Here is a 14,630-nt window from a genome sequence, read left to right on the forward strand (position 1 = left end):
CCGTCCTTTTTGGACGGGCGGGACGCCCATCCCACAATAACAATTAAAATTGTAAGTTATTTAATTCGCGATCCTAAGTAGTTGAGCATTAATGCAGGGGCGGGCTAGAAGCCCAACCCCTACTCCCCACAAGAAAGTGTAAGTGTATGTGTTCTTGTGGAACGGGCTTCTAGCCCGTTGCTCATATTGGTCAAGAAGACTCATCTACTAGCTTAGCAAATTGTCGTAAAGTTGCAGCATAGCGATCGCCCGCCACATCCATCAAATCATTATGACCCGCCCCATCAACCCAAAAATTTAATTTCGGCTGCTTCGCCGCTGCAAACAACTGTTCTCCATGCCAAAAATGCACCACCTCATCTGCCTTACCATGAATCACCAAAACAGGCGATCGAACTTTGCCAATCTTATCAATATTCACAAACTTGTCAAAGGGTAAAATCGGAATCCGCGTTAACACCCGAAAAGCCGAAACAAAGGAACTTTCAACCACCAAACCGCCGACTTTTTGCCGCGACGCCAAATCAATTGCCGGCCCACCGCCCACAGAACGCCCATAAAGAATAATTTGCTGTGCAGGTACTCCCAACTGTTGGGTTAAATAATTGTAAACAGCATCAATATCACGATAAGTATTATACTCAGAAGGATTTCCCTGACTCGTGCCGTAACCTTGATAATCATAGGCAAACACAGCAAACCCGCTATCTCGAATCTCTCTGAGTAGCCACAAAATACCGTCCAAGTCTTCGGCATTTCCGTGACTGTAAAGTATGGTATATTTAGCTTGCGGGTTAGGAAAATGAACAGCAGAAATTTTCACGCCATTAGCTGAGCTAACTTTGATAACTTCCCTGTTCTCACTCTGACTAGATGGGGGAGGTTGAAAAATTAGCCGTTCTGAAAAAAAGAAACCGTAAAAACACAGGAATGCGTAAATAAAAATTATAGATCGCATCAGTCGTTTGACAGAAAATTCTCCAAAAAGCAAGCGTTTAATATTTTTTCTGTTCCATTTAGTCATTACTAAAGGCTCATAGTTGAATAAGATTTAACTAATACTTTTTTATTGCGAGAAAAGACATGACACTAAAATACCCCGATGACCTGAAATACCTAGACACCCACGAATACATCCGACTCGAAGGCGAAATTGCCACCATCGGCATTAGTGCCTTTGCAGTTGACCAACTCGGCGATATCGTGTTTCTAGATTTGCCCGAAGTGGGTGCAGGTTTGGAAAAGGGCGAAGCTTTCGGTACAGTCGAGTCAGTGAAGGCCGTTGAAGACTTGAAAGCACCAGTTACCGGTATAGTCGTAGAACGCAATGATGACATTGTAGAGTCTCCCGAAGATTTGGCGGAAGACCCCTATGGCGCTGGATGGCTGCTGAAAGTCCGCGTTGACAATCCCAGCGAAGCAGACGAGGCTTTCTCGGCCCCGGAGTATCGCAAAATGGTGGAAGGGGAGTAGTTTTGAGTTTTGAGTTTTGAGTGGGAATTGGGGGCTAGGACTCGTTGATAATTCCGCAATCCGCCAGGGGTTGAAACCCCTGGCTAATAGCACAAGTCGTCTAAAGACGACTGATACCAAATCCGGCTTAAATACCCCGTTTATCTCGCTTGTCCGCTACGGCAGACTTCGTTTGACTCTCGACAGCGGTTTCAACCACTGACCTTAATCTACAGTCGTCTTCAGACGACTTTAGCTATGAGACAGGGGTTTCAACCCCTGTCGGACTTTGATACACGCAAAAAAATCTTGCTTAGGATCGCGAATTAAATAATTTACACTCTTGAAAGTGGGGAGTAGGGGTTGGGCGTCCCGCCCGCCCTTTCTGGACGGGCGGGACGCCCATCCCACAAGAACCATCACGCATTGTAAGTTATTTAATTCTCATTCCTTAGTCGTCTTCAGACGACTTTAGCTATGAGACAGGGGTTTCAACCCCTGTCGGACTGTCGGACTTTGATACACGCAGAAAATCTTCCTGGTTTTCTTAGCAAAATGTTACAAACAAAGAAGCAAAAGTCTATTCAGGAGAATCCGCCTTGGTACTCTACAGCCCTCAACTTGAACCCAACCAGCAGCAAAACCTTTCCTCCATCAATGGTTTTGCGGGCCGGCACATTGGCCCGACACCCAGCGAAATCCAGCAAATGCTTGATGTTTTGGGCATTTCCAGCCTTGATGAGTTGATTGACAAAACCGTTCCAGCGGCGATTCGGATTTCTCAACCGCTACAACTTCCCGCAGCGCAAAGCGAGTACAGCGCTTTGGCAGAATTGAAAGAAATTGCTGCTAAAAATCAGGTATTTCGATCGTACATCGGCACTGGATATCACGACTGCATAACTCCTCCGGTCATCCAGCGGAATATCCTAGAAAATCCCGGCTGGTATACAGCTTACACCCCCTACCAAGCCGAAATTGCTCAAGGGCGATTGGAAGCTTTACTAAACTTCCAAACCATGATAATTGACCTCACGGGTTTGGAAATTGCCAACGCTTCTTTGCTAGATGAAGGGACTGCGGCGGCGGAAGCGATGGCGGTGAGTTACGGCGCTAGCAAAAATAAGGCAAAAGCGTTTTTTGTTTCCCAAGATTGCCACCCTCAAACTATTGAAGTTGTGCAAACTCGCGCTAAGCCGTTGGGAATTGAGGTAATTGTCGGCGACCATCAAAGCTTTGAGTTCGATCGTACAATCTTCGGCGCTCTCCTGCAATACCCCGCCACAGACGGCGCAATTTACGACTATAGCGATTTTATTCGATCGGCACACGAAGCCGGGGCATTAGTCACAGTAGCCGCCGACATTTTGAGCCTTTGCTTGCTCACACCCCCCGGCGAATTCGGCGCGGATATAGCCGTAGGAAGCACTCAGCGCTTCGGAGTGCCGATGGGATTCGGAGGACCCCACGCCGCCTATTTCGCCACGCGAGAAGAGTTTAAACGGCAAGTTCCGGGGCGAATTGTTGGCGTTTCTAAAGATGCCAACGGCAAATCTGCTTTACGTTTGGCCTTGCAAACTCGCGAACAGCACATCCGCCGCGAAAAAGCAACCAGCAATATTTGTACTGCTCAAGTTTTGCTGGCAGTGATGGCGAGTATGTATGCTGTTTATCACGGCCCGTCTGGACTGAAAGACATTGCTGAGAAAGTACGGACTTTAACAGCACTTTTGGCATCTGGTTTAAGAAGTTTCGGATACAAAATTGGTTCTCAACCTTTCTTCGATACTTTGCGGGTAGAATTGGGAGACAAACCGCTGTCAGAACTTCTAGAAGCTGCTAAAGTACGCAAAATTAATCTCCGAGTTTTTGATGATTCGACAGTGGGAATCACTTTAGATGAAACTGTCACCGCTGAAGATGTGCAAGAGTTGTGGAAAATCTTTGCACAGGATAAGGATTATATCAGGGCTGACGGCGAGAATGCTCTCAACATTCCGCTGGATGCAGACGCATTGAGTTCCTATTTGACCTTACCAGATTTTTGCGATCGCACCAGCAGCTATCTCGCCCATCCCGTTTTCAACAGCTACCATTCGGAAACCGAGCTTTTGCGCTATTTGCACCGTTTAGAAGCCAAGGATTTATCGCTAAATACATCGATGATTCCCTTGGGTTCTTGCACCATGAAATTGAATGCAACAGCAGAGATGATGCCGGTGACTTGGGCAGAATTTGGCAAGATACATCCCTTTGCACCCCGCGATCAAACTCGCGGCTATCAAAAGATGTTCGTGCAACTAGAACAGTGGCTGGCAGAAATCACCGGTTTTGCGGGAATTTCTTTGCAGCCAAACGCCGGTTCCCAAGGCGAATACGCGGGCTTGTTAGTTATTCGCCAATACCACGAACACCGAGGCGAATCTCACCGCAATATCTGTTTGATTCCCCAGTCAGCCCACGGTACAAATCCGGCTAGCGCGGTGATGGCGGGGATGAAAGTAGTTGCTGTCGAGTGCGATTCTCAGGGCAATATTGATGTCACAGACTTGCAGAAAAAAGCCGAGAAGCACAAAAATGAACTGGCGGCTTTGATGGTGACATATCCATCTACGCACGGCGTTTTTGAGGAAGAAATTAAAGAGATTTGCGAGATTGTCCACAACTGCGGTGGACAAGTTTATATGGACGGCGCAAATATGAATGCTCAAGTTGGTTTGTGCCGCCCCGGTGATTTTGGTGCTGATGTTTGTCACTTGAATCTGCACAAAACTTTCTGTATTCCTCACGGCGGCGGCGGCCCGGGTATGGGGCCGATTGGGGTAATGTCTCATTTGGTAGAATTTTTGCCCAGTCATTCTATTCTTAACAGTCAACAGTCAACAGTTAACAGTCAACAGTCAACAGTCAACAGTCAACAAACATCAGTTGGTGCTGTTTCCGCAGCGCCTTGGGGAAGTGCTAGCATTTTGACTATTTCTTGGATGTACATTCGGATGATGGGAGGAGTGGGTTTAACTGAGGCGACAAAAGTAGCAATTCTTAATGCTAATTACATGGCCAAACGCTTAGAATCTTATTATCCGGTTTTGTACAAAGGGAAAGCTGGTTTGGTGGCGCATGAGTGTATTCTGGATTTGCGATCGCTCAAAAAATCTGCGGCTATAGAAGTTGAAGATATTGCTAAACGGTTGATGGATTACGGCTATCACGCGCCGACGGTTTCTTGGCCGGTTGCTGGTACGGTAATGGTGGAACCGACGGAAAGCGAATCAAAGCAGGAATTAGACCGTTTTTGCGAGGCGATGATTGCGATTCGAGGCGAAATTGCGGAGATTGAAAACGGTAATGTTGATGCACAAAATAACGTCTTGAAAAATGCCCCGCACACTGCAGAATCTCTAATGGTTGATGAGTGGAATCGTCCTTATACTCGCGCACAAGCGGCTTACCCAACCTCTTGGACTCGCGAACATAAGTTTTGGCCGGCGGTGGGCCGGATAGATAATGCGTTTGGCGATCGCAATTTTGTCTGTTCTTGTTTACCAATGGAGGCTTACAATTAAGATTGTAATCCATGTAAATCTCGTTTATATCTGAGTCTAGATCCCCCTAAATCCCCCTTAATAAGGGGAGTAGGGGTTGACTTTGAGAACGCTTCCGGTCCCCCCTTGTAGGGGCGGTGCCCCCGTGCCCGCCCTCTTGGCTAGGGGGGATCTCCGGGTTTGATAGATGCCGAAATCCACCCCATCAAAGGCCTCAAAAAACCGGGTTTTTACGACAATACCCAATCACAACCCAAAAACTCCGAAAAAACCCGGTTTCTCAACATCACCCAAACCCTCAACAAAAATTCCCCCATCTCAGCTACAATCAAAACCATCCTCTCCATCTCCTCACATACCCACCATGAGGCACTGGCCCCCCGGACAACAAATACACCACGGCAAATACCTAATCGAAGAAATCCTCGGCGGTGGCGGATTCGGTGTCACTTACCGCGCTCAAAACCTCAAAGAAGGTAAAGCCGTCGCCATCAAAACCCTAAATGCCAATGTTCAAGGTAAGCCAAACTTTCGCGAATACCAAACCAAATTTGTCAACGAAGCTTTATCTTTAGCCAAGTGCAGCCATCCACACGTCGTCCAAGTTTACGAAGTATTTCCCGAAATGGTAGGAAATATCGAATTGTGGTGCATGGTGATGGAATTAATCGAGGGAATTGACTTAGCTAGCCATCTCGAAGATAACGGCATTTTGCCCGAAGATAAAGCTTTGCCAATTATTCAGCAAGTGGGAAGCGCGCTGAGTTTTGTTCACCAGCAAGGATTTACTCACCTCGATGTTAAACCCCAAAATATTATGATAAGAACCCCCCCCAGCCCCCCCTTGGTAAGGGGGGGAGTAAGAGAAAATACCCCCTTCTCTTCTTCCACCCTTGATAAGGGGGGTCAGGGGGGTGCAGTTTTGATTGATTTTGGCATGGCGCGACAGGCGACGACACCGGGGAAATTGAGGACAAATACTAATTCCGGTACAAACTCTTACGCACCTATTGAATTATCAGAAAAACGCGCTGAACTTGGTGCTTATACTGATGTTTATTCCCTAGCAGCAACGCTTTATGTCATGTTGAGTGGTGAGTTGCCGTTTCCATCGCAATTCAGGAAGCAAAATATTCCTTTAACTCCGCCAAAGCAGCACAATTCTGAGATTAGCGACAGGGTGAATGCGGCGATTATGAAAGGAATGGAGTTGGAACCGCAAAATCGCCCGCAGTCGGTGCAGGAATGGTTGGATTTGCTGATACCAAAACCAGCGCCTCCTGAGACTACGCGGGTGGTTTCAGCCGTGGGAATGGATTATATAAATTTGCAGAATTTATTGGCGGCTAAAAAGTGGAAAGAAGCCGATGGAGAAACGCTGATAGTGATGGTGAAGGTGGCGGGTAGGGAGAAAGAAGAAGGCCTGGATAGAGAAAGTAGGGCAAAATTCCCCTGCGAGGACTTGCGTATCATCGATCAACTTTGGGTAAAATACAGCAATAAGCGCTTCGGCTTTTCGGTGCAGAAGCGTATCTATCAAAGTCTGGGGGGAACTAGGCAATATGATGAGAAAGTATGGGAAGCGTTTGGCGATCGGGTAGGCTGGAGAAAAAATAACGAATGGCTGGACTACTCTGATTTTGATGACACTTTTTCAGAGAAAGCACCAGAAGCTCATCTCCCCAGGCTAGCGAGTGGTGCGGGCAGTGGGGGAGGCTGGGCGCGGGGGGGGCCTCTCTTCTCTCGCGTCGAGACTTGTAGACTGTAACATCTAAGCGTTTCAGGATTTCATCAAGATTTATAATAAAGCCCGAAACCACCAAGCCATGCCCTGTCTAGGTTTCCGACGGGCTTGTCGGGACATAACGAGCAAACAATCAAAGTAAAATCAATCTCAGAAACCGGGTTTCTGCAATAATTTACGCATCATCACCCAGATTCAGGAAGAAACCCGGTTTCTACCTCCCCACCAACAGCTTCCAAACTCCATAACTTAGAAACAAAATTTGTAGTTTGCATTTCTTCCAACAGCGGCGATGACTTCTTTTTCGTGGTTGGCGGCGAAAGTGTGTGTAGAATTGGTTTCAACCGCCTAGTAGAAAAGGGGTTTTCAACTATTAAGCATCGAGCATCCAAGCAACACACTTTTGCATTTGATTGCTCATTGTTTGTCGATCGGCATAATACCTGCGGCCGTGTCCCGGCAACACCCATTCAAACGAGTAATTAGCCAAATTCTGCATAGATTTGATTTGTTCCGGCCAAGAATACCAACAGACTTCGCGAAAGCCAACTAGCTGCTGCAAACTTTCCGACCAAGCAAGATGATCGCCTGTGAACAAAAATGTGTTATTGTAAAGCAAAACGGTGTGACCTTTCGTGTGACCTGGCACCGATATAATCAACAAATCATCTGCTAGTTGATACGGTTCGCTGGGCGACAATTGCATTTCTACACGGCAAGTATCAGCGTTAATTTCGTCATAATGAATGATGCGATCGCACCCAAAATGATCGCGGTATTGTTGATGATCTGCCACATCGTCGCGGTGAGTCAAGTACAGATAGCGAATCCCACCCATTGCTTCTATGTTTTTGACTAGCGGCGGCACAAAACGGGGAGAATCAACTAAAATGTTTCCTTCGGGACGGACAATTAAATAGCTAGCTGCGGCGTAGGATTTCTCTGAGTGGTAGCCGCAGTGGTAGACATTTTCTGCTACAAGTGCGGGTAAAAGTTGCTGGGCTTGTTTGATGCTTTTGGGTTTTTCTACAGTGCCGATCGAACTTGTGGGACAAGACAAAAGAGCCGCGAGCGATCGCATTTCTTCAGTTTCATTAGTTGGCTGGTGGTAAACCGCAGACTGTTCTCCCGCTTGAGTAAATACTTCAGGTGCCATCCACCGACAAGTATCACAGTCAATGCAGGTATTGTCTACATAAAAGTTACCGTTAATATTCTCAGAACGCCTCCGATTAATGTTAGCCATTTTTCTACCTCTTAATAACCCATATAAATTATGGTAACTTACTATAACGAGTACCCCCGACATCCCGACGGGTTGAAACCGTATCACAGCACAATCCGGTTAAAACTCACATCTTGCACCATTCTCAAGAACAGGCTTTTCGGCCTGTTCCACAAGAGATTAATTTTCTTGTGGAACAGGCCGAAAAGCCTGTTCCTAAAAGAATTATTGACAGCCGATTAAAACTCACCTCTTGTACCATTCTCAATAACTGGCTCTCCGGCCCGTTCCACAAGAGATTAATTTTCTTGTGGAACAGGCCGAAAAGCCTGTTCATAAAAGGCTAATTGAGAATGGTGCAATATCTAAGTTTCAATCAACAATTCTACCGCTGCTGATCCGCTGGAAAAGCACCCGCTTTCACCGCCACAGTAACAGGTTGTCCGCCGCGGCTCAATTCAAGCTGCAGATCGCTGCCCACTGTACTTTTCTCGACAATTTGCTGTACGCTGCCAGCATCACTTACTTCTGTACCGTTGATTTTCTTGATCACATCGGCAAGGCGAACTCCAGCTTGTGCCGCCGGAGAATCTTTCGCAACTCCCAAAACTAATACGCCTTTATCTTCAGTCAGCCTCAATTTTGTGTTGGGATTTTTATTGAATTCTGCCTTGATTTCGGGAGTAATGCTCAACATCCGAACGCCGAGATAAGGATGTTCGGCTTTTCCTGCTGTTACTAATTGGTTGGCAATTTGTTGTGCTCGATCGATCGGAATAGCAAAACCCAATCCTTGAGCGCCTTGAATAATCGCCGTATTCATGCCGATAACTTGACCGCGCTGGTTCAGCAGCGGCCCACCAGAATTGCCGGGATTGATCGCAGCGTCGGTTTGAATAAAGCTGACGCGCTTGTCGGGAACGCCGACATCGGCGCTAGAACGGCCTGTAGCGCTAATAATGCCCACAGTCACAGTATTGTCCAAACCGAGGGGATTGCCGATCGCGATCGCCCATTCTCCCGGCTGTAACTCTTCAGATTTGCCCAAACTCACCACAGGCAAATTGTTAGCTTCTATTTTAACAACAGCCACATCAGTAACTGTATCTACGCCTAAAACTTTGCCGACAAATTCGCGGCCATCCTTCAGTTTTACCGTCACCGTATCCGCGCCATTAACGACGTGAGCGTTAGTCAAAATGCGGCCATCAGAACCAAAAACAAAACCCGAACCGGAACCCCGTTCTACCCGATTTCCCGGTTGAATGGGAGATTCTGAACCGAAGAAGCGGCGGAATTGCTCGGGTATCTCATCTGGAACTTGGTTCGTCACCGTGCGAGACGAATTGATCCGCACCACTGCCGGGCCGACTTCCTGCACAACTTTAGTAACAAAATTAGAGTCTTGAGAGGGTAATATATTTGCAGGCAATGCTGAGATTGGCGCTGTAGTTGAAGGTTGAGCTTGAATGGCGTTAGAACTTCCAGGAACTTGAGAAGTTAGGGCATTGCACCCAACAGTTGCGGTGGAGCCGAGCAAAATGAGGGATAAAAAAGCAAGTTTTTTCGGCAAATAAAAACGGCTAGAACGCACAGTTGTAGCAGGCATATGTTTGGTTGACATAGTATTGAGTTGGTGGGAGTTAGAGCGAGAGTTATAATTATGGTTTTGCATTTTTAGCACCTACTGTAATTAAATTAGAACTAAAGGTTCTTTAATTTTAATTCAAGCATTTATGATATCTGCTTGACTGGTGGGGTTTACCCTACAAGCTGGGGTAGAAACCGGACAGTCGCAGGCAAATTGTCTGTGGATTCCAGCTTTTGAGTGCGATAGAGCTGGGTCGGCACTGGCGAATTGCTGTCTGAGTGCGATAATACAAACTACGGTAGCTAGCTCGCATATTCCGCATTTCCCGCGAACTTTTCCTAGGATTGATATCCGAAGTCAACAACAATCCTGCACTCAAAAAAACCAGGTTTTTAGGCAAAATCTTCGTTGTGAGCGATCGACGTTAACCTAGAAACGGGGTTTTTGACCCCGCCTGCATCCAGAAAGGATAGCAGCTAAAGCACCGGAAAGCCTCAGCCTAAAGCAGGAAGTAAAAAACCTCTAAAGCCTCAAGCTAAAGTACCAACTAAACCTAAGTCAAAATAGCCTGCAAAAACTCTCTTCATATCGTTTCTGGTTGCATCGGAATAATAAAATCGAGTCAACAGTTAACACTCAAGCATTCAGTTTTTCGACCCGCCCCTCAACAGTCAACAGTCAACAGTCAACAATAATTCCGGTGCAACCGGAATTGATATCAAATCTAAAATTTGCACCTATGGAGGAATTTTATTGCTCCATAGGTTCAATGGAACTAACCGAATCAATTTCCCTCGACTTGTTCCTCGAACTTTCCAAAACATCAACAGTATTCTTAATAAAACCAGCCATCGGCACAGCCACTAACAAACCTGCTACTCCTGCCACCTTAACCCCCACCAGCAGCGCCACTAAAATCCACACAGGATTGAGACCGATAAAACCGCCTAATAACCGAGGAGCAACCCCGCTTTCAATTATTTGCTCAATTACTGTAGCGACAGCTAAAACTGTGACGCCGAGCCAAAAGTTGTTTAATGTGATCAGCAAACTAACAATGCAAATACTGAAAGGTGCCCCGAAGGGAATCATAGTCATTACACCCACACCCAAACCGAACAGAAGTCCGAAGGGAACTCGCAAAATTAAAAAAGCAACAGTGATAGACAGTCCCATCAAACCCGCCAAAGTTGCTTGCCCGACGAAGTAGTTGTGGAAGCTGCGCGCCAGCAACTCTCGCAATTGAAGGCTATGCTTGGAAGGAAACCATTTAAACAATCCTTCCCATACGCGATCGCCGTGCAAAAGCAAGTAGAATGTCACGACTATTGTGAGGAGGAAATTCAACAGACTGTCTGCAGCACCCAAGCCAAATTTGAGAATTTCCCCAGTGAGAGACTGCAATTGAGATGAAAGTCGATCGCTCAATTGGGTAGTCAAACCGCTGACATCAATGCGGAGATTGCGATTTTCCGCCCAATTGTGGAATGCTTCAATCTGTTCTGTGCCAGAAACTATCCAAGTCGGCAGTCGGGTGGCGAGTTCAGTGATTTGGTTTAGCAGAATCGGGGCCAGAGTTAGACCTAAAACCACCAATAGCAGTAAAGTCAAAAACAATACCGACAAAACTGCTCGATCGCGCTTCAAGCCGTATCTGTGCAGAAAGCGGACTGGATAATCTAGCAAAAAAGACAGCACTGTAGCCACTACCAAAACTGTAATCAGGGCGCGAAAATATTCAAAGACTAGGAGGGCTAACCAGCAGTTGAGTACCGCTAGGGGAAATACCAGTCCGTAAGTCCACCACTGCTGCAGTTGAGTGAAACGTCTCATCTAAGTTAACCGAGTTAAAATTTGAGATGCAAGATGTGAGATTGGCGCTGCTATTTGCCCTTCTCTGTTAACCATTTTATAGTGCATTTATTTATACCCGACTGCTGAAACTTCTCAGTTGCTCTGCCAGGGTAAATTGGGTTGCTGGCAGGCACTGCCTGCCACAACTATGTTATATCGTTTCTGCTGGTATGGATATATTACCTGCGAAAATAATTTATTTTCGGTTGGCGAGGCAGCGGTTTGCAACTGGCAATTCAGCCTTTTTCACCATGCCGTTCGAGAGCTAATTGAATTAAACGGTCTACTAATTCAGGGAAAGCAATGCCGTCCGCGGCCCACATTTGCGGATACATACTGGTAGCTGTAAAGCCGGGAAAAGTGTTGATTTCGTTAATCAAAACTTCTCCGGTTGATTCAATGTAGAAAAAGTCTACTCGCGCTAAACCTGCCGCGTCTACAGCCAAAAATGCTTGCACTGCCATTTCTTGGATTTGCGAGACGATCGCACCGCTGACTTTTGCCGGGATTGAGCAGTCGGCTTGTCCCTGGGTATATTTAGTTTCGTAGTCGTAGAAATCGCTTTGAAAAGTAATTTCTCCCACGGTTGAAGCTTGGGGATTATCGTTACCTAAAACTGCACATTCTAATTCTCTAGCAACCACACCCGCTTCGACAATTATCCGCCTGTCGTAGCTGGCGGCGCTGTCGAGGGCTGCTTCTAATTCAGCGCGCGATCGAGCTTTAGAAATTCCCACAGACGAGCCCAAATTCGCCGGCTTGACAAAGCAAGGATAGCCCAAAATTGCTTCAATTTTATCACAGAGTTTGGGGAAAACGCAAGGATTAGACCAGATTTCGGAACGGTTAACAGCGATGTATTTTACCTGCGGCAAACCAGCTTGAGCAAAAGCCATTTTCATGGCAATTTTATCCATTCCCAGCGCCGAACCTAAAACCCCCGAACCGACAAAAGGAACTTGCATTAATTTCAGCAACCCTTGCACCGTACCGTCTTCGCCGTTTGGGCCGTGCAAAACAGGGAACCAAACATCTACAGCATTAAAATTAGGAAACTGTCCAGCGGGAGAGTCGTCTTGTCCTGTTTGTTCCTCTATTTCCAGAGGTTTTCCTGTGGCTAAGATTTGTTGAGGTAATGTTCCCGACAGCCAGCGGCCGTTTTTTTGGATGTAAAAGGGCAGAACTTCGTATTTAGAGGCATTTTCCTCCGCAGCCAGGGCGCGGGCGATCGCCCGCGCCGAACTAATTGAGACTTCGTGTTCGCCCGATCGCCCCCCGAACAATAGCCCGATCCGCATCATTGTCATTTTCCACTACTCCTAGGACTTTTCGACAAATATACACGCAGTTAGCGCCGCTAAGACACATACGAACCGCTTTAAGACTACTTATCCCCTCCCTTCCACTCTTCCTCTGTGTCCTCTGCGCTCTCTGCGGTAAAAAAAATTACATCTTCTTAGAAGAGTTCACCAGTAAGCCGTCCCCTATCTCATTCCGGTGCTATTTAAAGCATTTCCCCCGTCAAACTAAAAGCGCGAATATCGGTAATTTTAACCCGCACAATTTTCCCCGCCAATTCAGCAATATCACCCTTAAAAAATGTGAGACGATTGCCGCGAGTGCGCCCCATCACCTGACTTGGATCTTTGAGATTCTGGACTTCCACCAAAACCTCTTCAGTACGTCCGAAATAGCGCTGCGATCGTTCCATCGCCGTTGTTGTCACCACATGATTGATTCGTTGCAGGCGATCGGCTTTCACCTCCTCACTCAACTGATTTTCCCACAAAGCCGCCGGCGTCCCAGGGCGAGGCGAATAAGCTGCAGTATTCACCAAATCGAAACCAACCTCTTCGATCAACTTCAAAGTCTTCTCAAACTGCGCTTCCGTCTCCCCAGGAAAACCCACAATCGCATCCGCAGTAATCGAAGCATCCGGCATATAACGGCGAATTGTATCAATGATTCGGCGGTATTTTTCCTGAGTATAACCCCGCGACATCGCCTTCAAAATATCATTATCTCCCGACTGAAAAGGAATGTGAAAATGTTCGCAAACCTGCGGTAATTCAGCACAAGCTTTAATCAATCTCTCCGTAAAATAGCGCGGGTGGCTAGTAGCAAATCTGAGGCGATCGACTCCGGGCACATCCTGCACAAAATAAAGCAAATCCGTCAAAGTATGCTGGTTGCTGCCGTCCGGTTTTGTCCCCGGCAAATCGCGTCCGTAAGCATCAATATTTTGCCCCAACAAAGTTACTTCCTTGTAGCCTTGACGGCCCAAATCCTCCATTTCCGCCCGAATTGCCTCCGGCATCCGCGACTGTTCAACCCCGCGAACATTCGGCACAACACAATAAGTGCAGCGTTCATTGCAGCCATAAATTACATTCACCCAAGCAGTCACCTTGCTGTCGCGGCGCGGCTTAGTAATATCCTCCATAATTTCAACAGCTTCTGTCGCCACAACTTGATTGCCCTCAAAAACTTGTTCCAGCAAATCTTCAAGTCGGTTAGCGTGTTGCGGCCCCATTACTAAGTCTAATTCCGGCACTCTCCGCAGCAGCGCTTCACCTTCCTGCTGCGCCACGCATCCAGCTACAATTAAAGTTAAACCCGGTTCTTGGCGTTTGCGATGAGCTTGCCTTCCGAGGTTAGAATAAACTCTTTGTTCGGCATTATCGCGAATTGTGCAAGTATTGTAGAGAATCAAGCTAGCTTCGTTCGGGTCTTCCGAGAACTCAAAGCCCATATTTTCCAGAATGCCGGCCATCCGTTCCGAGTCGGCTTTATTCATCTGGCATCCGAAAGTAGTGATGTGATAGCGGCGGGGTTTAACGGTCATGGCGAATTGCAAGCAATAAAAAATATAGGTTTTCAACCTTAAACAACTATTATATAACAAGTCTAAACCCTTTGTGAACTTTTATTTTTATCCGTCTTTTATCTTTCTCAGCACCCTCGGCTGTTTATTAGACTTATTGCATCAATCTTTGATGGATAGGGGAAACCGCAGATAAACGCAGATGCCTTTGAAGATAGTTTGCAAAGGCATACAATCTTGTCTTTTAAAAAAACCACTTTCACAAATCTGTAGGGTGTGTGAGGCGCAGCGATTAACTTGCGCTACCGACAATCAATCTTAAACCCCACATTCCGCAGGTCTTTAAATAGAATTGATGGTTATAAAATTTAAAAATTCAAGCCTGAAGAGATTAC

At 46.6% G+C, this 14,630-nt stretch carries 9 protein-coding genes; 3 read left to right on the plus strand and 6 right to left on the minus strand.

Annotated features, from left to right (window positions below):
• Positions 1–190: 190 nt before the first annotated feature.
• A complete protein-coding gene (locus QUB08_RS29670) occupies positions 191–1,024 on the minus strand; it encodes an alpha/beta hydrolase (protein WP_333229596.1) in 834 nt (277 codons plus the stop codon).
• 59 nt (positions 1,025–1,083) lie between these two features.
• Between QUB08_RS29670 and gcvH the strand changes: the two genes are divergently transcribed.
• From gcvH to QUB08_RS29685, 3 genes are all read left to right on the plus strand, one after another.
• Positions 1,084–1,473 (plus strand): glycine cleavage system protein GcvH, encoded by a 390-nt coding sequence (gcvH, locus tag QUB08_RS29675; RefSeq protein ID WP_333229598.1) that lies wholly within the window; start codon positions 1,084–1,086, stop codon positions 1,471–1,473.
• Positions 1,474–2,051: 578 nt separating this feature from the next.
• Positions 2,052–5,018: an aminomethyl-transferring glycine dehydrogenase gene (gcvP, locus tag QUB08_RS29680; protein WP_333229600.1), complete on the plus strand. Its 2,967-nt coding sequence runs from the start codon at positions 2,052–2,054 to the stop codon at positions 5,016–5,018.
• Positions 5,019–5,361: 343 nt separating this feature from the next.
• The gene (locus tag QUB08_RS29685) at positions 5,362–6,765 is read left to right on the plus strand and encodes a serine/threonine-protein kinase (RefSeq protein ID WP_333229601.1); all 1,404 of its coding nucleotides are present in this window, start codon (positions 5,362–5,364) and stop codon (positions 6,763–6,765) included.
• A gap of 349 nt (positions 6,766–7,114) precedes the next feature.
• Here the strand turns inward: QUB08_RS29685 and QUB08_RS29690 are convergent, their stop codons facing one another.
• The 5 genes from QUB08_RS29690 to miaB form a co-directional block, all read right to left on the minus strand.
• Complete coding sequence (locus QUB08_RS29690) at positions 7,115–7,987, minus strand: MBL fold metallo-hydrolase (protein ID WP_333229603.1); 873 nt, start codon at positions 7,985–7,987, stop codon at positions 7,115–7,117.
• A 364-nt stretch (positions 7,988–8,351) separates the two neighbouring features.
• On the minus strand, positions 8,352–9,590 hold the full coding sequence (locus QUB08_RS29695) for an HhoA/HhoB/HtrA family serine endopeptidase (protein WP_445300967.1): 1,239 nt from the start codon (positions 9,588–9,590) through the stop codon (positions 8,352–8,354).
• 717 nt (positions 9,591–10,307) lie between these two features.
• Positions 10,308–11,390 carry an AI-2E family transporter gene (locus QUB08_RS29700; protein WP_333229606.1) on the minus strand — a complete coding sequence of 361 codons (1,083 nt, stop codon included), beginning with the start codon at positions 11,388–11,390 and terminating at the stop codon, positions 10,308–10,310.
• A gap of 257 nt (positions 11,391–11,647) precedes the next feature.
• The gene (locus QUB08_RS29705; protein WP_333229608.1) at positions 11,648–12,718 is read right to left on the minus strand and encodes a D-alanine--D-alanine ligase family protein; all 1,071 of its coding nucleotides are present in this window, start codon (positions 12,716–12,718) and stop codon (positions 11,648–11,650) included.
• A 197-nt stretch (positions 12,719–12,915) separates the two neighbouring features.
• The gene (miaB, locus tag QUB08_RS29710) at positions 12,916–14,256 is read right to left on the minus strand and encodes a tRNA (N6-isopentenyl adenosine(37)-C2)-methylthiotransferase MiaB (protein ID WP_333229610.1); all 1,341 of its coding nucleotides are present in this window, start codon (positions 14,254–14,256) and stop codon (positions 12,916–12,918) included.
• Positions 14,257–14,630: the final 374 nt, after the last annotated feature.

Origin of the sequence: Microcoleus sp. BR0-C5, from assembly GCF_036705045.1 — a bacterium.
GTDB lineage: Bacteria > Cyanobacteriota > Cyanobacteriia > Cyanobacteriales > Microcoleaceae > Microcoleus.